Below are 20,942 nucleotides of genomic sequence, written 5' to 3' on the forward strand. Positions count from 1 at the left end.
TGCGAGAGGGGGAACAGCTGGTCGGCAACTACGTCGGAATCACTGGACAGCGACGGGCCATTCGAAGACCGCTCCGCAAGAATACTAACAGCCCGAATCGTGGCTAGTGGGGTCGTGGTCGAAGCATGTATTCCAGCACACCGGTGGACAGCGTAGCCACCGTCCGACACCACGACCGTGTTCTGACTGTCCCGAAGTGGGGTGGCCATCATGAGTAGCGAGTTCGCGCTCGAGGTCGACCGCCGAACCCACGACAGACCGATCCCGACCGACCGGATGCACTTCCTGGCCGACCGGGCCGCCGACGTGTCGAGACAGCTCCCCTCCGGCCAGCGGGTCCTGATCGACGCCGTGGACAACCTCACGGGCAACCCGAGCCGGCTCACCTTCGAGGGCGGCGTCTCGGGCGCAGGGTTCGGACCGACCGACCAGCCGGAGCGGGAGAGCTACGTGGCCCGGGCCGTCGATGCCCTCCGTGAACTCGATCAGTTCGGCGTTCTCGGTATGACGGCAGACCCGGCCCAGGAGCCCGAACTCGCGCCCGAGTTACAGCCGACACGCACCAGCGGTGACCGGACGCTGGTGACGGTACGCCAGGAGTACAAGGATCGGGAGGTGTTCGACTCGGCGAAGACCGTCCACTTCGACGGGACGGGACGGCTCGCGGCCATGTCCGGCCGCTTCGTGACGACGCCGGTCGGGGAGATCCCGGAGACGCCATCGGTGAGCGTCGAGACGGCGGTCCGGGCGACGGTGCAACACGTCGTCGGGGCCCGCCAGCGGCAGGGCGAGACGGTCGACGAGTTCGGGGAGACGATGGACCTGCCGGATATCGACCTCGACGCGTTCGAACCGTCGGTGCTGGGGGCGTTCGACGAGATTCGGTCGCGTCCCACACTCGTCGCCGCGGGTCCGTTCGGTGAGCCGTTCAAGTGCAAGACGCTGTGGTTCGACCTCGACGGGGAGCTCAGACTGGCCTGGGAGGTCCGTGTGACGATGCCCAACGGGGTCGAGCAGTATCGGGCCATCGTGGACGCGACCGACGAGCGAGTACTGTACTGCAAGCCGCTCCACTGGGAAGTCGGGGCACGCGGGCACGTCTACCCGGAAGACGGCGGCCAGGATCGCGAACTCCGGCCGTTCCCGGAGGAGTTCGGGCGCATCCCGACCGACGTGTTACCGGACGACCTCCCAAGCGAATTCCCCGTCGACTGGGTCGACGGCGACGTGACGGCGGGCAACAACGTCGACGTACAGGTCACGGTGGACGGCGGCTGGGAGTACGCCGCCGGGACCGATCGCGACGGCGTTTTGACGTTCGATCCCGACGACGCCGACGGGAGCGACCAGTTCGCCGTGAACGCCTTCTACTGGTGTAATCTCCTGCACGACTACTTTTACCTGCTCGGGTTCCGGGAGGAAGACGGCAACTTCCAGCAGCGAAACCGGGAGGGACGCGGCGTCCCAGGGGATCACGTCCGGACCCGAATCTTCCCGGGCCGTGTCTGGGGGACGGCGAACATGCGAACGGAAGTGGCCGACGGACACGGGCCGATCATGCAACTGGGCGAAGTGACCCGGACCGGTCGCCACACTGCGCTCGACCTGAGCGTCGTGGGCCACGAGTGGGCACACGGCCTGACCCGGCGGCTGATCGGGGCGCTCGACGCACCGCAGAGCCGCGGTCTCGCCGAGGGCTGTAGCGACTACGTCGCCTGCACGTTCATGGACGAGGTCGTCGCCGGATCCTGGGTCCTCGACGACCCCGACGGGATGCGCGAGTACCGGTACGACGAGTCGTTCCCCGACGACTTCGGTGACCTGGGAACCGGGCGGTACACGACGGGGAGTGAGCACAACATCGGCGAGATCTGGTGTGCGGCGCTGCTGGAGGTCAACCGGAACGTCGGGCACGAACTCGCCATGCAACTGTTCGTCGACGCCTGCAAGATCGCACCCGAGAACCCCAGCATGCTGGACCTGCGGGACGCGTTCGTCACGGCACTGGACGACCTGGCGGCGTCGGGCGAACTCTCGCCGGTGGTGGCCTACGCCGTCCGGCGCGGGCTGTGGGCCGCCTTCGCGAAGTTCGGGATGGGGCCGCTGGCCACCTCGAACGGGGCACAGCTGTCGGGTGTCGCGGCCGATCACTACGAGACCGAGAGCGGTATCACGGCGATGGCACCGCTCGAGAGTGGGACGGGGTACTGGTACGTCGACGACGCAGGTGGCGTCTACCGCCACGGCGACGCGGCCTTCCACGGCTGGGCTGGCGGGTACGAGCTTCCAGCACCGGTCGTCGACATCGCCGGGACGAACACCGACGACGGCTACTGGCTCGCCGGTGCCGACGGCTCCGTCTACCCGTTCGGTGATGCGACCGCGTTCGCGCCACAGTCGAACCGCCAGTTCGACGGGGCTGTCGTCGCGTTCGGTGCGACGCCGGACGACAGCGGCTACTGGCTGGCGACGGAGAACGGTGACGTGCACGCGTACGGGCAGGCGGTGTCGCCGCCGTCCGTCCGGGACCGAGTCGCGGACGGATCGATCGTCGACATGGAACCGACGCCGGACGGTGGCGGCTACTGGCTGGCGGACGCGAGCGGGACGGTCCTGTCGGCGGGGACCGCTCCGGCGGTCGACACCGTGACCGGCGCACCGTCGGCACCGCTCTCGGCGATGGCGGCGCTCCCCAGCGGGCGCGGGCTCTTTCTCGCGTACGAGGACGGGACCGTGGTCACGTTCGGCGGCGCGGTCAATCTGGGGCAACCACAGGACCCGCCGTACACGCCGGTCGTCGACGTGGCCGTGACGCCCAACGGGAACGGGTACTGGCTGTGCTGTGCCGACGGCTACGCCTACCGGTTCGGGAACGCACAGCGGTACCCCGCCCGGCCGGTCAGGACGGACACGATCGACTTCACGGGCACGGACATCACCGACCGGGAGCGGCGACTCCTCGAGGAGACGCCGACGGCCTGAGACGGCTCAGCCCGTCGGCACGACGATCTCGGTCGGACGGTCGGTCTCGCGGTAGTCGAGGCCGGCGTCGGTCAGGACGGTGCCGAGCGTATCCATCCCGCGTTCGAGCGAGTAGCCGACGCCGTCGATGTGTTCGTTGCCGTTTTCTGTCGGTTCGAGTTCCCGGTGGGCCTGGAGTTCGACGGACCCGTCGGGGGCCTGCCAGCCCCGGACGTGGGTCTGCCACCAGACGAACAGACGATCGCCGACGATCTCCCGGTCGTACTCGACGCGGGCCAGGTTCAGCACCTCACCGCGCTTGTAGTAGGAAAACTCCCAGTTCGGGGCGAAGTACGCCCGACCCAGCGCCGATTCGACCTCCTCGAGTGGTACGTCGACGACGTAGTACGGACCGCTCGGTCGCGGCGCCTGAAACAGGTGTTTCCGCAGCTGGAAGTAGCTCGTCCGGAGGTCGGCGAACGGGATTCTGATAACGTCCCAGAGGCTCATACCATTGGTTACGACGGTGCGTTCGAGAAGCAGTGCCCCGACGACGTGTGCGGGACGGGGTCCCGCGGACGGTCACCGCGTCGACCCGTCACGGCGGGACCGTTCGTCCGGCGCGTCTCAGTACTGCGGCTGGGCCGGCTGGGCGAACCCCTGCTGGTTCGTTCCCTGCTGGCTCATTCCCTGCTGGCCCATTCCCTGCGGTGCGAACCCCTGTTGGGCCGACCGGAGGATCCCGTCGACCAGGTTGATGAGTTTCGGTGCGAGGTTCGAGAGCGTGCGGCCGATGTCGAGGCCCCAGCCCTGTGCGCCCGTCTGCTCGAGCTGGTGGGGTTCCATGCCGGAGAAGCCTCTGACGGCGTTGGCGATCTTGCCGACCGTATCGACCACGGTCGGAATCAGGCTGACGAGACTCATCCAGCCGAAGCCCTGCTGGTTGGGGGCCGGCAGTTGCGGCGCGGGCTGTTGCTGGCCACCCTGCTGGGTCGATGGCTGTTGACCGCCCTGCTGCTGTGACGGGTACTGCTGGCCGCCCTGCTGGAGACGGCCCTGCTGTCCCTGCTGTCCCTGCTGGGACGTCTGCTGTTGTCCGTAGGCCTGTGATCCGCTCTGTGGGACCGGAATCGACGACCCGTACTGCTGGGACGATCCGGTCGACGCCGACTGCTGTGGCTGTAGCTGTTGTGACATTGGGTTTCACTCCGGTTCGCGGTGCCCCCTTCCGGGAGCGAGTCCGACCTACGTCGGACAGGGGAATAAACAGAACCGGTCGTTCACCGACCGAAGCAACCACTTATCCACGTTTCGGCGTCAGTAACTGCAGCCGCAACCGTTCCAGTCCCGACCACTCCGTGACCGAACCGACGGCCGGTCCACCCCCACAGCCGGTGATGGACCGTTCGAGACCAGCGGCCGAAGCTGACACGCAACGGATTTCCGCTTCGTTCGCGGCGACGCGATGCCACGTCCGTCACCACACAGCAATAGAATTGGATTTTCTAAACCATTTTGGGCACAGACATACTCGGTTAGGTAGTGTATCCCCGTATTATCGTCCTTATACCCAATCTTTATTACCCTCCCCGGACATACGTGTAGATGTAATGTTCAGGCGACGACGGGCGTACAGGAACGGGAGATACGCCGCACGCTCGGGCAGTTCCCGTGCGGCGAGAGGGGCTGCCGGCGTGACCGGCACCGGGAGGTGGTCGGGAAGCTAGTCACATCACACAGTGCGCTGTCAGCGACTACGTGGCTGGTCACCACTGGTGTCAGTGGTTCCGTTGTCCACGAGCGTGGCGAGCCCCCCACGTCGGCTCGCTACTCTCCGGTTTCGCTCCCCCCAACCCAACCATTACGGAACCACTTTCTCGACCGTACCGAACCCTTTTGCGTTCCCGTCCGGTGTCGTACGCGTTCCAGAACACTGACGAGACCACCGGACCCCACGGGACCGAACCCTTTTCTGTTGTTCGTCCGAAGGTAGAACCAATGCTCCCCGCGATAGTACTGCAACTCGGTGGTGGCACCATCAGCATCGTCCTGATTCTGGTGTTGTTGCTGGCTGTGGTCACGGTGTACCAGATGGTGGAGATCGTCAACGCCTACGAGAAGCGCGCGCTGACGGTCTTCGGCGAGTACCGGAAACTCCTCGAACCGGGGATCAACTTCGTGCCCCCGTTCGTCTCCCGCACGTACGCCTTCGACATGCGGACCCAGACGCTGGACGTGCCCCGGCAGGAGGCGATCACCCGCGACAACTCGCCGGTGACCGCCGACGCCGTGGTCTACATCAAGGTGATGGACGCCAAGAAGGCCTTCCTCGAAGTCGACGACTACAAACGCGCCGTCTCGAACCTCGCCCAGACGACCCTCCGTGCCGTGCTGGGCGACATGGAACTGGACGACACCCTGAACAAACGCCAGGAGATCAACGCGAAGATCCGCCGGGAACTCGACGAACCCACCGACGAGTGGGGGATCCGCGTCGAGTCCGTCGAGGTCCGCGAGGTCAACCCCTCCCAGGACGTCCAGCAGGCCATGGAACAGCAGACCTCCGCCGAGCGCCGCCGCCGCGCGATGATCCTCGAAGCCCAGGGTGAACGCCGCTCCGCCGTCGAGACGGCGGAAGGTGACAAGCAGTCCAACATCATCCGCGCACAGGGTGAAAAGCAGAGTCAGATCCTCGAAGCGCAGGGTGACGCGATTTCGACCGTCCTCCGGGCAAAATCCGCCGAATCGATGGGCGAACGCGCCGTCATCGAGAAGGGGATGGAAACCCTGGAGAACATCGGCCAGGGCGAGTCGACGACGTTCGTCCTGCCCCAGGAGCTGTCCTCGCTGGTCGGCCGGTACGGCAAGCACCTCACCGGCAGCGACGTCCAGACCAACGGCGAGGGGACCCTCGACAGCCTCGACTTCGACGCCGAGACCCGCGAGATGCTCGGCCTCGACGACATCGAGGAGATCCTCGGACAGATCGACGAGGAGGCAGAGGTCGACGTGGAGGCCATGGAAGAGCAGGCCCAGGCCGTCAAACACGGCGACAATCCCGCCGAGATCAAAGATCCCGACGAGGTCATCGACGAGATGGACGACGAGTTCGCCGGCGGCGACGGTGGTGGCGGAGCCACCGGCGACGGCGACTCGCAATCGGACAGCAAGTAATCGGTCGGGAGAGTAGTCGAAGGCGTTTTATCCTCGTCTTACCAATCGACACGTATGCCTGAGGAGGGGGTGGACGAGTCGAAGCGGTCGACGCTGCGCCGGTTCGCAGCGATCGGCGCGGCCAGCCCCCTCGCTCGCTTCCAGTCCGACGGGAACAGCGACAGCGACGCGCCCGACGCCATCGCGGGCTACGTCGCCGCGACCCCCGGCGCACACTTCTCGAAGCTCCGGGACGACCTGCAACTGGGCACCGGCGAGACCCAGCACCACCTCCGCCGGCTCGTCCGTGAGGGCGTCGTCGAGAGCCGGAAGGACGGCGACTACCGCCGGTACTTCCCGGCCGACCGGTTCTCGGGGTTCGAACAGGTAGCGCTGGGCTACCTGCGCCGGGAGACGCCGCGGGGGATGCTCGTCGCGCTACTGCGCGACCCGGAGCTGACCGCTGGTGGCCTGGCCGACCGGCTGGGCGTCTCGGCGCCGACGGTCAGCAAGTACGCGAGCGAACTCGACACGGCGGGTCTGCTGTCGCGGACGGACGGCTACGCCGTCGAGCGACCGGAGACGATCATGCTCTTGCTCGTCCGGTACGCCGACTCGTTCGGCGCCGACGCCGCGGCGCTCGCGGCCGAGGCCGACACGCTACTCACGTACGACGGATAGAAAGCGCGTGTCGGTCGGTCAGCAGTTTCGAGACGGAGCCTTCGGCTCAAGTCGTGTGGGACCGGAGGTCACGCTGACCGTTCGAACGGGCGTCGTCCGAGAGAGCGTACCCTCTCGTGATTACGAAAGGCGCTCCGCGCATTTGTAACGACTTCGCACCCGTAGCAATAGAGTAAGCGAAGCAAACGAGTAGGCACGAGAGGACAACGGGGAATCGTGGATCCCTCGGGACGCGCGAACGGGCCTTGCACGGCGCTCTGCGCCGTGAATCCGAGGCGGTGAAACCGCCTCGCGCGGCCCGTGAACAGAGGCCGACAACACTACCACAGACCACGGAGTGTTGCCACCCGTTCTCCCCCAGCGTCATAAACCATCCGCCACACGTCTGACGTATGGAAGTGCGGCGCAGTGTCCCGGTCAAACTCGACGCGGACAGCGATGACACCACACTTCTCTGGGAGACAACCGGCGAGTTTCTGTGGGCCGCTAACTACGTCGTAGACCACGCATGGCAGGGAGAATACAAGACCACGAGTAAGGCGCAGTTGCAGCAAGAAACCTACGACGATGTGCGCGAGCAGACGCGATTGCACGCCAACCTCGTCCAGAACGCTCGCAACAAGGCCGCCGACGCCATGCAGGGCGTCGTCGCCCGCTGGAAGCAGGGCCAGTACGCTGGCAAACCGCACTTTTCAACTCCGACCATGGTGTATGACAAGCGGTGTGCGACGTTCCACGACGAGTACGTGTCGCTGGCAACCGTGGCTGGGAATCGAAATCGAGTACGTTCTACCTGCCGACGACCGCGACACACCTCACTCCCGGTATCTCGATAACGATGCTTACGAGGTGACGAGCGCAGAACTGCACCACAGAGATGGCGAGTGGTTCCTTCATCTCCGTACAAAAGCGGAAATGGAGTCCGACACGCCGGAACAGGCGACGACCGGGCACCCGACGGTCCTCGGCGTTGACCTCGGTGTGAACCAACTTGCGGTTACTTCAACAGGGACGTTCTGGAGCGGTCACGAGTTCGATCACTGGCGGCGCGAGTACGAGAAGCGTCGTGGCTCGCTCCAGCAGTGTGGTACGCGCCACGCCCACGAGAATCTAAAATCGGTCGGACGGAAAGAGTCGGGTCGGTTCGAGATGATGCTCCACCGGATCGCCAACGGCATCATTAAAGAAGCTGCCGAGAACGGCTGTGCAGTCATCGCCTTCGAGGAGTTGACCGGGATTCGCAACCGGCTGCCCGAAGCGTCGTGGGGACACAAGTGGGCCTTCGAGCGGTTGTACGAGTACGTCGAATACAAAGCCAAACTTCACGGTGTCGACGTACAACAGGTTGACCCGGAAAACACGTCACGGCGTTGCTCACACTGTGGGTTCACCCACCAGAACAACCGTGACGGTGAAGCTTTCGACTGTTTGAAATGCGGCTACGAGAACCACGCGGACTACAACGCGGTCATCAGACTGCGTCTGATGGGCAGCAAACGCTTCGCGTTTGCGACGGCAAAGAACATCGGATTACCGTATCTCCGTCGCAGCCAAACCGGGGGTGACGGAGGCGCATCGGTAGGCGTGCGCTTGAATCGCGGGACGTTGAACGCGAACGGAGAATATTATCCTCCTGCCGGAGGTCCCGGTCAGAGCGGGAGTCCACGCGAAAGCTCTACCCTCAACGAAGCGAGGTCGTCAGACCGAGCGAAGTAGGGTGGGGTAGTTTACGCCGTGACTTTCCAGGTCGTCGAGGAGGAGTAGCCCCACTTCTCGACGTCGACCTCGAAGTCGCCGTTCTGGATGGCGGGCATGTTGGTACCGACTTCCTTGGCGGACATGTCCAGCGCGTCGCCGATGAGGCGTGACTTGAAGTAGGTCTGCGTGTCGGCGTTCTCCCGGAGGTACTCGAGGATGCGGGACTGCTTTTCGGAGAGGCTGGTTCCAGTCTGGGTCGTCGCGGTCGCGGTCGCGCTCATACCAACCTGTATGGTAAGGTTCCCTTTAGCGGGTTTGGTACAGACGGTTAACCGGCCGCAGTCGGGCGGTTTTCCCGACGCGACGGGGAGAGAACGGTCCGGGATCGAAGACGAGACGGGTCGGTTGGTACAGGCGGGTAACAGTCAGATGTCCTCTTCGATGATCTCGCCGACCGCGAAGTTGGACTTGACCTCGGTAATCTCGACTTTCACGCGTTCCCCGATCTCGGCACCGGGGACGATGATGACGTAGCCGCGTTCGACGCGAGCGATCCCGTCGCCCTGCTTGCCGATGTCCTCGATCTCGACGTAGCGAATCTCGCCGGCCTCGACCGGTGGCTGGGGCTCCGACGAGGGCGTCTCGGGTTCGCCCTCGGACACCTCCTCGCGCTCGCTCTCGATGAGCGCCACCCGGTAGGTGTCGCCGGCCTCGACCGAGCCGGTATCGAGTTCGCGCTGTGGTACCTCGATCACGTACCCGTCCTCACTCCGCTCGACTTCGGCGCTGAACAAACACAGGAGTTTATCAGATATCTCCAAGGTTAGACCTCCATGGGCATGTGGTAGGCCTACAGTAAAGAACTTGCCCGTGGCTCGGCCCCTGACGGGCGCTTTTCCCGGGCTCAGTCCAGCCCCGTCCCGTCCGGCCGCTTCTGACCCTCCGAATCGTGGACGACTATCTCACCCGGCCCCGTCTCGACCGGCTCGTACGCGTCCCGGACCGCGATGGCCTCCTCGATCTCCCTGACCGCTCGTTCTTTCAGCGCCGCGGCCAGGTCCGTGGCCTCGGCCCGCGAGATATCCCGACCCAGCCCCTCACACTCGTGGGCCCGGACCATTCCGTGTTCGTCGACGGCCTCGCCCATCGGCTGACTGGTCCCGCCGAGTGCGACGGAGAACGGGTAGGTCCGACAGATCAGCGGTCGGTCCTCGTGGACCGTACAGGCTCCCGTCCCGGCGTCTTCGACGGCTTCGCCGTCTCCGTGAGGCGTCTCCGACGCCTCTCGCTCCTCGTAGAAGGTGCAGTCGCCGCAGTCGTCGGTCTGGAGCGCCCACTCGAACGTCTCGCCCTCCGGTCCCTCGGGCCCGTCTTCGAGACCGTAGGGCATCGGGCGGGCCACGTCCCGGAAGTCGTACTCCTCGTCCCCGGCGTCCTGCACCCGCCGGATCTCGTCGGGGAAGACCGTGGCCGTGTGGGGTTCGGGATCGACGTCGTCGCTGTCTCCGTTCTCACAGGTTTCGGCCTTGCAACAGGCACCACAGCGCGTGCACTCGAACCCGATCTCGACGATGGCGTCGGCGAGGTCGGGCACGTCGAGGTCGCGCGCCCGGTCGAGTTCGGCTTCGAGGCTCTCCATACACGCCATTGCCGACCGACGTCCAAAAGCGGCGCGACTCTACGCGTCGTCCTCGGACTCGCCGTGCCCGCCGCCGCCAGGCGTCTCGATTCGAACTGTGGTGCCGGCCTCGACCGCCCGGGTGACCTTCGCGGACACGGCTTCACCGTCGATCAGGTTTCGCCCCGGCTGACCGTCCGCGCCGCCGGCCAGGCCGCGCGGTGCGTGCCGGCGGCGTTCCGTGAGCAGGGAAACGGTCGCGTCGGTCAGCACTGTGAGCTCGCGGATCAGGCCGTCGCCGCCCCGATGCGCCCCTGCCCCGCCGCTGCCCTCGTGGAGCGCGTACGTCTCGACCCGGAGCGGGTATGCCGCCTCCAGCGCCTCGACGGGCGTGTTGAGCGTGTTGGTCATCCCGACCTGCACGCCCGAGAGCCCGTCGCCGTCCGGGCGTGCGCCGGCCCCGCCGCCGATGGTCTCGTAGTACTGGAACGCCGAGTCACCGACCAGCAGGTTGTTCATCGTCCCCTGTCCGCCGGCGGGCACGCGGTCGGGTGCGGCCTCTGCCAGCGCGGCGAACACCACGTCCGTCACCCGCTGGCTCGTCTCGACGTTCCCCCCGACGACTGCCGCCGGCGGCGTCGGGTTCAGCAACGACCCTTCGGGTGCCGTCACCGTCACCGGCTCGTAACAGCCGTGGTTCGGCGGGATGTCCGGGTCTGTGATACATCGTATGACGTAGTATACGGCGCTGGTCGCGACCGAGAGGGGGGCGTTGACGTTCCCGGGGACCTGGTCGGCCGTGCCCGAGAAGTCCACGGTGACCACGCCGCCGTCGACGGTGACCGTGACGTCGATGGGGACGTCGCGGTCGGACTGGCCGTCGCCCTCCAGCACGTCGCTGGCGCTGTAGGTGCCGTCGGGGAGCGATTCGAGTTCGGACCGGACGCGCTCGCGGGAGTAGTCGATCACGGCGTCGAAGGCGGTGGGGAGACGCTCGCCGTGTGCCCGAAGGAGGTCGCCGATCCGCTCTTCGGCGCGGTCGGTACTGGCGATCTGTGCCCGGAGGTCGGCCCGGCGCTCGTCGGGGTTGCGGACGTTCGCCAGCAGGAGCGATTCGACCTCTGTGTTTCGCTCGCCGCCGGCGACGAGCCTGACCGGTGGGATCCGGACGCCCTCCTGGTAGATGTCGGTCGCACCGGCGGGCATACTCCCGGGCGCCATCCCACCCACGTCGGCGTGGTGGGCGCGCGAGACGGCGTAGCCGACGATCTCGTGGTCCGTCACGTCGGCGGCCTCGGGCGGTGCGATGGGTGCCACGAGGGTCACGTCCGGCAGGTGCGTCCCCCCGGTGAACGGGTCGTTCAGAGCGAACACGTCGCCCGGTCGCGGGTCCTGCTCGCGGACGGCGGCGACGGCCGCCGGCATCGCGCCGAGGTGGACCGGGATGTGCTCGGCCTGGGCGATCAGCCGTCCGTCGCGGTCGAACAGCGCCGTCGAACAGTCCTTGCGCTCGGTGATGTTCGGCGAGTAGGCCCCGCGAATCAGTACCTGCCCCATCTCCTCGGCGACGCTCTCTAACTGGGTGCGGAGAATTTCCAGTTCGACGGCGTCGATCTGGTCGTGTTTCATGGATTCACACCTCCGGAATCTCGCGCTGTGACGGCTCGTTCACAGCCCCCGATCGCTCTCCCGAAGTCGCGTTCTGTGACGACGACACGCCCACAGCCCCCGACCGCTGTGTGTCCACCCCGAGGGCGGCGAGTGACGGGGTGTCGGCCACACCCTCCCCAGCCGACTGCGCGCCTCGCTCGCGGGCTCGTCCCTCGCGCAGATGGTCGTCCCGGGCCGCGAGCGGTCTCGCGGCGCGGTGAGCGCGCGCGCCATCCGGAGCGGTCGGTGGGTGGGCCGGTGATCGAGCTGGAAGTCGGTCCGGTGATCGACTCATCGGTCCACCTCCAGCAGGAGCGATCCGTCGCCGGCGACGCTGGCCGTCCAGTCCGGCGGCAGGACGACGGTACTCTCCCCGCCCTCGAAGATGGCGGGGCCGTCGTACGTCCCGTCGGTAGGGAGGCGGTCGCGGTCGTAGACCGGCGTCTCGCGGACGAGTGCGTCCTCGCCGTCGGGGAAGATCGCCTCGCGTTCGCCGGTCCGGGGTCCGCCCGCGGGGTCGTGGGTCAGGGTCGGCGGATCGCCCGGCACCGTCGCGGTCGCCCGGCAGGTGACGAGCGTGACGGGTTCGTCGTCCATCCGGTACCCCCGGGCCCGCTCGTGGGCCGCGTGGAACCGCTCGGCGACGGTCCCCGGATCGAACGGCGCGGGCACGTCGACCCCGAGTTCGAAGCTCTGACCGGCGTATCGGCAGTCTGCCTCACGGTCGACGGTCGCCCGGTCGGAGTCGGCGGTGTCGTCGAGGACCGACTCGGACAGATCGTCGTAGATTGCGTCGATGGTCCCCGGATCGGCGTCGCAGAGGGGTGTCCGGTGGGTCCGGGCGGCGTCGTGCTTCTCGTCGGCCGCCAGCAGACCGAGTGCCGAGAGGACGCCCTCGGCCGGTGGGACGACGACCGCGGCGATACCGAGGCGATCCGCGAGTGCGGCCGCGTGCATCGGTCCGGCACCGCCGAACGCCGCCAGCGCGAACCCGCGGGGGTCGTGGCCTCGCTCGACGGTCACGCCCCGGACCGCTCGGCTCATCGTCGCGTTCGCGACGCGATAGACGCCGCGGGCCGCCGCCTGCGCGCTCTCCAGACCGGCCTCGTCGGCCAGGTCGGCGAGGGTCGACTCGGCCGCCGCCGCGTCGAGTGCGAGCCCCTCGCCGAGTTCCGTGTCGGGGCCCAGGTAGCCCAGCACGAGATTCGCGTCGGTCACGGTCGGTTCGGTGCCGCCCTTCCCGTAGCAGGCGGGGCCGGGTTCGGCACCGGTCGAGCGGGGGCCGACCCGGAGCGCACCGCCGGCGTCGACCCAGGCGACCGAGCCCCCGCCCGCGCCGACCGTGTTCACATCGACCATCGGGACCCTGACGGGGTGCCCGCCCACGTCGGCGTCGGTGGTTCGCTCGGCGTCGCCGTCCCGGACGAGGCTCACGTCACTGGATGTCCCGCCCATGTCGAAAGTGACGAGGCCGGCGGTGTCGGTGCGGTCGCCGAATTCGGCCGCGCCGACGACGCCCGCGGCCGGTCCCGAGAGGATGGTCGTCGCGGCGTGGTCGCGGACGGCCCCGGCGTCCGCGATGCCGCCGTTGCCCTGCATCACGCGCGGTTCCGGGAGCCCGCGGTCGCGTACGCGTTCGGTGAGCCGTCCGAGGTAGGTGTCGACGGTGGGCGTGACGACCGCCTCTGCGGCCGTGGTCGCGGTGCGTTCGTACTCCCGGAAGGTCCCCAAAACCTCGTGTGAGGCCGACACCGGGCAGTCGAGTTCGGCCTCCAAGATGTCCGCGACCGTCCGCTCGTTCTCGGGGGACGCGTAGGCGTGCAGCAGCGACACGGCGACGCTCTCGGCGTCGCTGACCTCGATCTCGGTCGCGAGTTCGCGGACCCGGTCGTCGTCGACCGGTCGCTCGATCCCCTCGAGGGTGGCACGTTCCTCGATCTCGAAGCGGTGCTCGCGGGGCACCAGCGGGGTCGGCGGTTCGGCGTCGAGGTCGTACAGCGCGGGGCGGTCCTGCCGGCCGATGGCCAGCACGTCCCGGAACCCGGCGGTGGTCACCAGCGCCGTCGGCGCGCCAGCGCCTTCCAGCAGGGCGTTGACCGCGACCGTCGTAGCGTGGCGGAACTGCCCGACGTCGTCGGGGTCGACCCCGGCCGCCTCACAGGCGGTCTCGATTCCGTCGAGGACGCCCCGGCTCTGGTCGTCGGTCGTCGGTACTTTCGCCGTCGTCCGTTCCCCGCCGACCAGCACCACCACGTCGGTGAAAGTCCCGCCGACGTCGACGCCCAGCCGAACGACGGGTTCGTCCCCGGCCATACCCGCCGGTCGGGCCAACGACGGTTAAACGGTGCCGGTCGCGACAACTCCTGCTTTGACCGTCCGCCGCGGTTGCACTAAGGTTCATCTTTATTATCTGTCTGTCGTATGTAACGCTCATGAGTTCGGAAGACGATCCGACGGAGCAGAACCAGGGCGGACGGTCAGGTCAGGGTGGGCAGACTGGTGGGCAACCCGGGCAGGCCGGCGGTCAGACTGGTGGGCAACCCGGGCAGGCCGGCGGTCAGACTGGTGGGCAGCCAGGGCAGGCCCAGCCCGGGCGGGGACGTCCCCAGCAGGTCCAAACAGGGCCGAGCGCGACCGACGTACTGAGCCGGCCGGACGGCCAGTCGGTCATCAAGTACGTCGTCGGCATCTTCGCCGTGGTAGGCGTCGGGATCGGCCTCACGGGCGTGCTCGCCGACTCCCTCCTCGGTGGCGGGGGTACCGGCGCCGCGAGTTTCATCAGCTTCGGCATCACGCTGATGGCGTTCGGCGTCGCGATCTTCGGCGGGAGCATCCTCGCAGCAGTTATCGGGCTCCAGGACTTCCTCCAGATCGGCGAGGTCGACAACCAGACGTACGTGCTCGCGTTCGCCAGTAACGCCGCGGGCTTCATCGTGATGGGCATCATCGTGGCCCTCTTCATCTCCATCCTCGGCGGCAGCGGTGGCGGTGCCGGCGGCGGTGGCGGCCTGGGCGACTACATCGTCGGCTCCATCGTCATGGCGATTCCCGCCGGCCTCGTCGGCGCTGGCGTCACCTGGCTCCGCGACTGGCAGCCCGGGATCGCGAAGAACTGATCGACCGCCGCGTTCTCCGTCATCGACCGAACGCCGACAGCGACGCGTCCGTCCGATCCGCGAGGTAGTCCTCGACGTCCCCGCGACGCCAGCCCAGCGGGGCACAGACGCTCTCCGCGGCCCGGACGAGCCGGTCGGCGTAGAACTCGGCGTCGTACTCCGTGGGGGACTCGCGTACCAGGCGCACCCGCTCGCGGGATTCGCGGGCGTCGTCGGTGACGACGTAGCGCACGCGCTGGCCGGCGTGGCGGTCGATCCCCGCGTCGGCGAGGCGATCCAGCGCCGCGACCGAACGCGTCCGCTGGCTGTAGGCCTCGCGTTCCTTCGAGACGCGTCTCTCGACGACCAGATCCGCGGGGTCGACCGCACCCGCCCGGAGCGCCCGGAGGTGGCGAGCCAGCCGATCACAGACCGCTTCGGGGTCGCGGTGCGCGTCGAACGTCCGGATCAACTCGCGCTGGCAGTCCGCGACGAACGGCGGCGTGCTGTCCTGCCGACACTCGATCCCGCGGTAAGTGTAGCCGTCGTCTGACGGATCGGCGTCGGCGATGCTCCCGAAGTACTTCGTCAGCGCGCCGGCGTCGCTGTCGGCCCGGGGCACGAACGCGATCCAGTCGTAGGCCGCCTCGTACTCCAGAGGCACCCTGGCGTCCGCAGTGACTCGCTCGGCCAGTTCGTCGAGCGGCGTCCGCTCGCGGTCGGGTACGTCCGGTGCGGCGGTCACCCAGAGGCTGTCGACGATACCGTGCAGCACGCGCCAGCCACCGGCTTCGAGTTCGGCTTTCGCGTCCAGCAGGATCTCGCGAGCGTAGGCGTTGATCGCCTCGTGGCACTCGATCCGACCGAACTTGGCGTTCGAGAACCCCTGATAACCGAAACAGGAGACGAGGATCCACTTGATCGCCTCGATACGCCGGTCGAGTGCCCGTCGGCACTGGGCGTCGTCGGTGGCCGCTCGCTCGCGTTTCATCGCCCGCCGATCCGTCACGAGCGGGTCGAGGACCTCCGGGAGGTACCCCCGGTCGTCACAGACGCTGTAGCCCAGGCCGGGCACGTCCGCGCGGTCGTGACAGTCACAGCGGACCGTCTCCGGACTCAGGTTGTACTCGATCATGATCGACGGGTAGAGGCTCCCGAAGTCGAGTTCGTGCACGTCCTCGTGGACGCCCACCGCGGGTTCGAGGGTGTGGCCACCACGGTCCGCGTCGGCGAGGGTCCGGGCGGACTTGAACCGCTCGTGGCGGTACGAGCGCCAGGGCACCAGCACGTCCCGGTCGCGGGCCTCGCGGATCTGGATCGCCGTCAGTACGTTCCCGATGGAGGCCCAGGCGAGTTCCTGCAGGGGTTTCCGGGATCGCTCGACCAGATCGAGACAGCCGTCCAGCCCGGCCTGCCGGTAGAAGAAGGTGTTCGAGCGGTCGACGACCGCCCGCCCGGGCACCGTGTACCGCGCGGGCGAGTGGTGGACCTCCCCGTAACTCTCGTAAGTCGAGTCCCCGGCCAGGCGCTCCCAGCCTGGACGGCGGCCCAGTTGCAGGGTCCGGCCAGCCGTCGCCGCCGCCTCGTACAACGTCTGGATCGTCGCACCCGCGTCGAGGACCAGCACGTCGGGGTCGACCTCTGCCACGGCGTCGGCGACCCGAGCCACGAGATCACCAGAACTTCCCTCGAAGGTATCGCCGTCGACGGTCACCGAATCGAGCGGCTCGCCGTTGCGGGCCGCCTCGGTCGTGCCGAGTTCGAGCGTTCGCAACTCGCGGTCGGGTACCGGGGACAGGTCCCGGTCCAGGCAGTACCGGAAGCCAGGTGAGAAGTCGACGTCGTAACAGCGGTACTCGCCGGGTCGGCCGAGGTCGGTGAGTTTGGTCGCCACGGATCGGACGCGATCCACGCGGTCGACGGTGACCCGGAGGGCGGGTTCGGGGTCGGCGCGCCACCCGCGACGGCGGCGCTCGACGGTCGCGTCCGTCACGTCGACCATCTCTGCGACGGTCTCGCGGGCGGCCGCGACGGGACCGTCCTCGCGGGTGACCCAGACCGCCGGCGCGTAGTCGGTGTCCCGGGTCGCCGTCGCGCCGTCGTCGGTGCACTCCCAGACGACGGGGGCGCCGTCGCCGGACTGCGTCCGGCTGCCGGCGGCGGTTCGCGCCGCGCTGTCGTCGAAGTCGACGGTCAGGGTCATTCGTCGGCCGCGCCCGGCCAGGGGCGTTCGATCACGGTCTGACAGGCGTCGACCGCGCGCACGCTGTCGTCTTCGGCGGCTTCCAGCGCGGCCACCCGCTCCTCGAGAGCGGCGATGGCCGCCTGCTGTTCCAGCGCCACCGACAGCAAGACGGGGACGATGGGCGAGTCGTGGTTCAGGTAGCCACAGGCGTCGGCGTGGGCGCGGGCGTGCTCGAAGAGTCGGTCGAAGTGTGGCTCGTCGCGTCGCCGGAGCGCCCGCCGGTAGTCGCTCCAGTCGGCGCGCAGTCGCTCCAGCCGGTCCCGGAAGGTCGGGTTAGTACGCCCCATCGACGGTCACCTCCGTGGGACTGGAGCCTTCGTGTCGAGCGGGGTCGTCGCCGGCGGCCGGCGCTCGGGCAGCCAGCACGCGCCGACAGAACGCGAGCGTCGTCTGGGCGGTACCGTCCCCCTGCGGGTAGACCAGCGTCTCGAAGTCGTCGGTGACGAACCGCGGCCCCTGTGCCGTCTGCCGGCACTCTACCGTGTGGTCGGCGGCCGCCGCGAGCGGGTCCCCCAGACCGTCGGGGCCCGTCCGGGTCACCAGCACCGGGACCGCGTGGTCGCGTGCGACCCGGGCGACGGTGGCGAGACTCCGGAGCAGGAAGTCACGACCCCGGGACACGTCGTCGGCGCGGTAGGGGGCGTCCATGGCCGGCAGGACGACCAGCGCAGTGTCGTCGGTCACCACGTCGGGCAGTCGGCGAACCAGCGCGACGTGCTGGTGGGCGGTGAACCCACGGGCGATCCGAATGCGGTCGAGCGCCCGCGGGTCCGGGGCCAGTCGAGCCAGTCGGTCGGTGCGTGCGTATCCACGACTGTCGACCCAGCGGACCTGCCCGCCGCCGAGCGCGTGGTCGAGGACGAGCGCACGGAGCGGTTCGCCAGCCCGCTGGCCGTCGGTCGCGAGCAACTGGACGCCGGGGTCGAGCGTCGGGAGTTCGGGCAGTCGAGTGCGATCCATACCCGAACCGAACGAGTCCACGCAAAAGGGCCCTGGCGCGTCGTTTCCGGAATTTCCGGAAAGCGCAGTCCGGGCACCAGCGAGGCGGTCGCGGTCCCGAACGGCGGATTCCGCGGGTTTCCAGAATGGTTGTCAGGGTGGCGAGTCGCCGTCGCAGTCGAGACGGCCGCCGGTGGCTCAGGCGTGTTTGGCTGCGAGAACGTCGACCTCCTCGATCTGGGGTTCTTCGGCGAGCAGGTCGTCGGCCCGTTCCATCAGCGCAGCCGCGATCTCGCCGTCGAGATGGGCCTGTCTGCCGTCCTCGTCGGGGAACGTATCGAAGATGCCGAAGGTCGACTCGCCCATCCGGAGGGCGAACCAGGTCGTCGTGTCGGGTTCGTCCTCGGCCATCGGAAGCGCCGACTCCAGGAACTCCTGGACCTCGGATTCCTTGCCGTCTTTCGCTTCGAGTCGTGCCAGCAACGCGTATTCGGAGTCGCTCATCGGAGCACGTTCTAGTTGGCCGAGAGCGAAATAAACCTGTTCGTGGCGGAACCCCGGTCCGTGGCGTTGTCGTCAGCTCTCCTCGGCTGTCGGTTCGACGATCCGATACCGGCGGTCCCGGCTGGTCCCCTCGGCGGCGAGCAGGTCGTACTGGACCATCTTCCCGAGGTAGTTTCTGACCGTCCGGTCGGTCTTGGGGTCGTCGACGGCCTCCCGATAGCGCCGGTACAGCGTCGACGGGTCGATCCGGCCGGCGTCCGCCACGATGTCGTAGACGGCCCGCTGGTGGGGCGTGAGGGTGTCGAGGGTGCGCCGGTGGACCGCCGAGCGACCCGCCGGGACCGCCTCCGCGACGATTTCGTCGGTGATCGTCGCGGCCGTCGTCCGCTGGGCGCGCCGGGCGGCGCTCCGGAGGATACTGATGGCCACGCGGGCGTCACCCGCGGCGGCGTCGGCGATGTCGCGCAACTGGTCGGTCGTCACGGCCCCCTCCGTCAGCCCCCAGCGGGCACGCGCCTGCAGGATGGACGTGAGCTGGTCGATCCCGTACCGGTCGAAGCCGATCCGCTCGCTCCCCTGGAGGCGGCTGCGCAGTCGGTCGTCGGTCCCGGCGAACAGGTCCGCCTCACGGTTGGCGATCAACACGAGCGAGAAGGAAGACAGCGCGTGCAGGTCGTAGAGCACGTCCGCCGACTCCAGCTGGTCGGCCTCGTCCAGCACGACGACACAGGGCGGCCCGTCGTACCGCCGGAGCCGTTCGAGGAGTTCGTCGTGGGGCGTCGACTGCCGGTGGATGTCGACGGTCTTGCCCAGCCCTTCGAGGACGCGATAGAGCGCGCGAAATCGCGAGTAGTTCTGCCAGCAGTTGACGTACTGGGAGGCAACGTCGAGGTGCTGTTCGCGCAACTGCTCGACGGTGTAGCGGGCCACGCAGGTCTTGCCCACTCCCGACGGGCCAGTGATGATGGCCGGGCCCGCGGGCTCGCCCCGCGTCACCGGTTCGAGGACCTGTGACAGGTGTGTCACCTCGCCGTCCCGGTGTTCGAGTTCGTGCGGGACGAACTCCGCACGCAACACTCGGGCGTCCTCGATCATGTCAGCCCCCTGTGGTGCCAGCGGCTTAACTGGTGGCGTGTCGCTTCCGGAATTTCCAGAAGCGTTGGCACACCGGTCGCCCGTCCGCTCAGAGCACCGCATCCTCGTCGACGTCGCCCGGATCGGCCGCGACGAGTCGCCCCTCGACGGCGCGGGCCTCGACGAGCACGTCTTCCACGTCGCCGAGGTGGACGGGCGCGCGCTCGTGGTAGGCCCGTTCGTCGACGCCGTCGGCGACGGCCGAGGGACCGGCGACGAGGACGTCCTCCGTGTCGTCGGCGGTCACCGCCGGGACGCGGGCGTCGGACTCGATACGAACGTCCTCGGCGCGTTCGACCCGCACCGAGTCCCCGTGGCTGATGCCGCCCTGGAGGTAGACGTCGTCGACGGCGTCCAGTGTCACGGCGTCGGTCACTGCGGTGAACACGTCGCCGCGGGTCTTTTCGATCACGAGGTCGCCGTCGACCGCACCGCGTGTGATCAGCACGTCCTCGCAGGTCTCGATCCGGGTGTCGTCACCGCCGGAGACGACACAGTCGCGGTACGGGTCCGCGAGGTCGTCGTTCGAGTCGGTCAGGTACACGTCCCCGACGGACTCGATGCGGCACTCGCCGGCGACGGCGCGGCGCTCGACGAACACGTCCTGTGGGTTCGAGAGGACCAGATCGTCGGCGTCCTCGACCACCACATCCTCGACGTCTTCGTAGGAATCGTTCCCCAGCCCGAACATACCCGTCCGATGACACCCCACTCACCTAACCCTTCGGGGTCTCGTCGTCGAACGGACTGCTGGCGTGTTCCGGCACGTCGCCGGGCCGCGTGACGAGGTTCTCCCGCCCGATCCGGATCTTGCGGACCTGTTCGTCCTCGGCCATCGCCGAGAGGACGCGGCTCACTTTCGATTTCGACCAGCCGGTCCGCTCGACGATCTCGGACTGGGGCAGCCGCCCGCCGTGTTCGTCCAGCAGGCGGCGGATGCGCCAGGCGTCGGGATGTGCCGGCGCGTCCTCGTCGTCGGTCTCGGCGGGGTCCGTGGTCGTTCGCGCCCGGATCGTCGCGAGCGCCAGCACGCCACCCAGGAGGACGACCACGAGCAGACTCCCGACCAGCAGTGCGGGGCGAGCGGACGCGACCGTCAGCACCGGGGCCACGCCGGCGACAGCGGGTGACCGCCGAACGCGACCCGAGACCGAACCTGTACGGAGACTCGCGTCTGCGTCCGTGCGAGGGAATGACCGGAACATCGGGGCCGACTGGTAGCACACCGGCCGCAAACATAGGCGTCCTTGCGGGAAGCCCACCG

At 68.1% G+C, this 20,942-nt stretch carries 18 protein-coding genes and 1 pseudogene; 5 read left to right on the forward strand and 14 right to left on the reverse strand.

Annotated elements, in window-relative coordinates; genetic code table 11:
- Positions 1–210: 210 nt before the first annotated feature.
- Positions 211–2,982, forward strand: a complete 2,772-nt coding sequence (locus EAF64_RS13165; protein WP_129069457.1) for a M36 family metallopeptidase — start codon at positions 211–213, stop codon at positions 2,980–2,982.
- 6 nt (positions 2,983–2,988) lie between these two features.
- On the opposite strand, the gene EAF64_RS13170 is transcribed toward EAF64_RS13165, so the two are convergent.
- Together EAF64_RS13170 and EAF64_RS21045 are read right to left on the reverse strand one after the other, a co-directional pair.
- On the reverse strand, positions 2,989–3,471 hold the full coding sequence (locus EAF64_RS13170) for a hypothetical protein (RefSeq protein WP_129069458.1): 483 nt from the start codon (positions 3,469–3,471) through the stop codon (positions 2,989–2,991).
- 117 nt (positions 3,472–3,588) lie between these two features.
- A complete protein-coding gene (locus EAF64_RS21045) occupies positions 3,589–4,158 on the reverse strand; it encodes a hypothetical protein (RefSeq protein ID WP_193767675.1) in 570 nt (189 codons plus the stop codon).
- 801 nt (positions 4,159–4,959) lie between these two features.
- On the opposite strand from EAF64_RS21045, the gene EAF64_RS13180 reads away from it, so the two are divergent.
- From EAF64_RS13180 to EAF64_RS13190, 3 genes and pseudogenes are all read left to right on the forward strand, one after another.
- Positions 4,960–6,135, forward strand: a complete 1,176-nt coding sequence (locus tag EAF64_RS13180; protein WP_129069459.1) for an SPFH domain-containing protein — start codon at positions 4,960–4,962, stop codon at positions 6,133–6,135.
- A gap of 54 nt (positions 6,136–6,189) precedes the next feature.
- Positions 6,190–6,795 carry a winged helix-turn-helix transcriptional regulator gene (locus tag EAF64_RS13185; RefSeq protein ID WP_129069460.1) on the forward strand — a complete coding sequence of 202 codons (606 nt, stop codon included), beginning with the start codon at positions 6,190–6,192 and terminating at the stop codon, positions 6,793–6,795.
- Between the two features lie 392 nt (positions 6,796–7,187).
- A pseudogene (locus EAF64_RS13190) lies at positions 7,188–8,511 on the forward strand (RNA-guided endonuclease InsQ/TnpB family protein).
- 11 nt (positions 8,512–8,522) lie between these two features.
- Here EAF64_RS13190 and EAF64_RS13195 read toward each other — a convergent pair.
- The 5 genes from EAF64_RS13195 to EAF64_RS13215 all read right to left on the reverse strand — a co-directional run bounded on the left by EAF64_RS13195 (position 8,523) and on the right by EAF64_RS13215 (position 14,074).
- Positions 8,523–8,774 (reverse strand): DUF7123 family protein, encoded by a 252-nt coding sequence (locus EAF64_RS13195; RefSeq protein WP_129069461.1) that lies wholly within the window; start codon positions 8,772–8,774, stop codon positions 8,523–8,525.
- A 144-nt stretch (positions 8,775–8,918) separates the two neighbouring features.
- Entirely contained in the window at positions 8,919–9,314 is a 396-nt protein-coding gene (locus EAF64_RS13200; protein WP_129069462.1) for a TRAM domain-containing protein, read from the reverse strand.
- Between the two features lie 83 nt (positions 9,315–9,397).
- Complete coding sequence (locus EAF64_RS13205; protein WP_129069463.1) at positions 9,398–10,132, reverse strand: YkgJ family cysteine cluster protein; 735 nt, start codon at positions 10,130–10,132, stop codon at positions 9,398–9,400.
- Positions 10,133–10,171: 39 nt separating this feature from the next.
- Positions 10,172–11,740 (reverse strand): hydantoinase B/oxoprolinase family protein, encoded by a 1,569-nt coding sequence (locus EAF64_RS13210; RefSeq protein ID WP_129069464.1) that lies wholly within the window; start codon positions 11,738–11,740, stop codon positions 10,172–10,174.
- Between the two features lie 312 nt (positions 11,741–12,052).
- A complete protein-coding gene (locus tag EAF64_RS13215) occupies positions 12,053–14,074 on the reverse strand; it encodes a hydantoinase/oxoprolinase family protein (RefSeq protein WP_129069465.1) in 2,022 nt (673 codons plus the stop codon).
- Positions 14,075–14,193: 119 nt separating this feature from the next.
- Between EAF64_RS13215 and EAF64_RS13220 the strand changes: the two genes are divergently transcribed.
- Positions 14,194–14,877: a hypothetical protein gene (locus tag EAF64_RS13220; RefSeq protein ID WP_129069466.1), complete on the forward strand. Its 684-nt coding sequence runs from the start codon at positions 14,194–14,196 to the stop codon at positions 14,875–14,877.
- A 19-nt stretch (positions 14,878–14,896) separates the two neighbouring features.
- Here EAF64_RS13220 and EAF64_RS13225 read toward each other — a convergent pair whose 3' ends face one another.
- The 7 genes from EAF64_RS13225 to EAF64_RS13255 form a co-directional block, all read right to left on the reverse strand.
- Complete coding sequence (locus EAF64_RS13225) at positions 14,897–17,059, reverse strand: type B DNA-directed DNA polymerase (RefSeq protein ID WP_129069467.1); 2,163 nt, start codon at positions 17,057–17,059, stop codon at positions 14,897–14,899.
- Positions 17,056–17,388, reverse strand: a complete 333-nt coding sequence (locus EAF64_RS13230) for a hypothetical protein (protein WP_129069468.1) — start codon at positions 17,386–17,388, stop codon at positions 17,056–17,058. The genes EAF64_RS13225 and EAF64_RS13230 overlap by 4 nt, the downstream gene beginning before the upstream one ends.
- Complete coding sequence (locus EAF64_RS13235; RefSeq protein WP_129069469.1) at positions 17,375–18,061, reverse strand: hypothetical protein; 687 nt, start codon at positions 18,059–18,061, stop codon at positions 17,375–17,377. The genes EAF64_RS13230 and EAF64_RS13235 overlap by 14 nt, the downstream gene beginning before the upstream one ends.
- Before the next feature lie 177 nt (positions 18,062–18,238).
- The gene (locus tag EAF64_RS13240; RefSeq protein WP_129069470.1) at positions 18,239–18,544 is read right to left on the reverse strand and encodes a putative quinol monooxygenase; all 306 of its coding nucleotides are present in this window, start codon (positions 18,542–18,544) and stop codon (positions 18,239–18,241) included.
- Positions 18,545–18,616: 72 nt separating this feature from the next.
- Positions 18,617–19,639, reverse strand: coding sequence for a Cdc6/Cdc18 family protein (locus tag EAF64_RS13245; protein ID WP_129069471.1), 1,023 nt, complete (start codon positions 19,637–19,639; stop codon positions 18,617–18,619).
- A gap of 88 nt (positions 19,640–19,727) precedes the next feature.
- Positions 19,728–20,369 (reverse strand): hypothetical protein, encoded by a 642-nt coding sequence (locus EAF64_RS13250; RefSeq protein ID WP_129069472.1) that lies wholly within the window; start codon positions 20,367–20,369, stop codon positions 19,728–19,730.
- Between the two features lie 25 nt (positions 20,370–20,394).
- On the reverse strand, positions 20,395–20,790 hold the full coding sequence (locus tag EAF64_RS13255; protein ID WP_227738967.1) for a helix-turn-helix transcriptional regulator: 396 nt from the start codon (positions 20,788–20,790) through the stop codon (positions 20,395–20,397).
- Positions 20,791–20,942 lie beyond the last annotated feature (152 nt).

Source organism: Halorientalis pallida, assembly GCF_004118325.1.
GTDB lineage: Archaea > Halobacteriota > Halobacteria > Halobacteriales > Haloarculaceae > Halorientalis > Halorientalis pallida.

Coding starts and splice junctions, on each gene's coding strand:
- EAF64_RS13250 (WP_129069472.1), bottom strand. CDS start 20,369: ATGTTCGGGCTGGGGAACGATTCCTACGAAGACGTCGAGGATGTGGTG.
- EAF64_RS13165 (WP_129069457.1), top strand. CDS start 211: ATGAGTAGCGAGTTCGCGCTCGAGGTCGACCGCCGAACCCACGACAGA.
- EAF64_RS13230 (WP_129069468.1), bottom strand. CDS start 17,388: ATGGGGCGTACTAACCCGACCTTCCGGGACCGGCTGGAGCGACTGCGC.
- EAF64_RS13245 (WP_129069471.1), bottom strand. CDS start 19,639: ATGATCGAGGACGCCCGAGTGTTGCGTGCGGAGTTCGTCCCGCACGAA.
- EAF64_RS13220 (WP_129069466.1), top strand. CDS start 14,194: ATGAGTTCGGAAGACGATCCGACGGAGCAGAACCAGGGCGGACGGTCA.
- EAF64_RS13180 (WP_129069459.1), top strand. CDS start 4,960: ATGCTCCCCGCGATAGTACTGCAACTCGGTGGTGGCACCATCAGCATC.
- EAF64_RS13215 (WP_129069465.1), bottom strand. CDS start 14,074: ATGGCCGGGGACGAACCCGTCGTTCGGCTGGGCGTCGACGTCGGCGGG.
- EAF64_RS13205 (WP_129069463.1), bottom strand. CDS start 10,132: ATGGAGAGCCTCGAAGCCGAACTCGACCGGGCGCGCGACCTCGACGTG.
- EAF64_RS13240 (WP_129069470.1), bottom strand. CDS start 18,544: ATGAGCGACTCCGAATACGCGTTGCTGGCACGACTCGAAGCGAAAGAC.
- EAF64_RS13170 (WP_129069458.1), bottom strand. CDS start 3,471: ATGAGCCTCTGGGACGTTATCAGAATCCCGTTCGCCGACCTCCGGACG.
- EAF64_RS13210 (WP_129069464.1), bottom strand. CDS start 11,740: ATGAAACACGACCAGATCGACGCCGTCGAACTGGAAATTCTCCGCACC.
- EAF64_RS13185 (WP_129069460.1), top strand. CDS start 6,190: ATGCCTGAGGAGGGGGTGGACGAGTCGAAGCGGTCGACGCTGCGCCGG.
- EAF64_RS13235 (WP_129069469.1), bottom strand. CDS start 18,061: ATGGATCGCACTCGACTGCCCGAACTCCCGACGCTCGACCCCGGCGTC.
- EAF64_RS13195 (WP_129069461.1), bottom strand. CDS start 8,774: ATGAGCGCGACCGCGACCGCGACGACCCAGACTGGAACCAGCCTCTCC.
- EAF64_RS13225 (WP_129069467.1), bottom strand. CDS start 17,059: ATGACCCTGACCGTCGACTTCGACGACAGCGCGGCGCGAACCGCCGCC.
- EAF64_RS21045 (WP_193767675.1), bottom strand. CDS start 4,158: ATGTCACAACAGCTACAGCCACAGCAGTCGGCGTCGACCGGATCGTCC.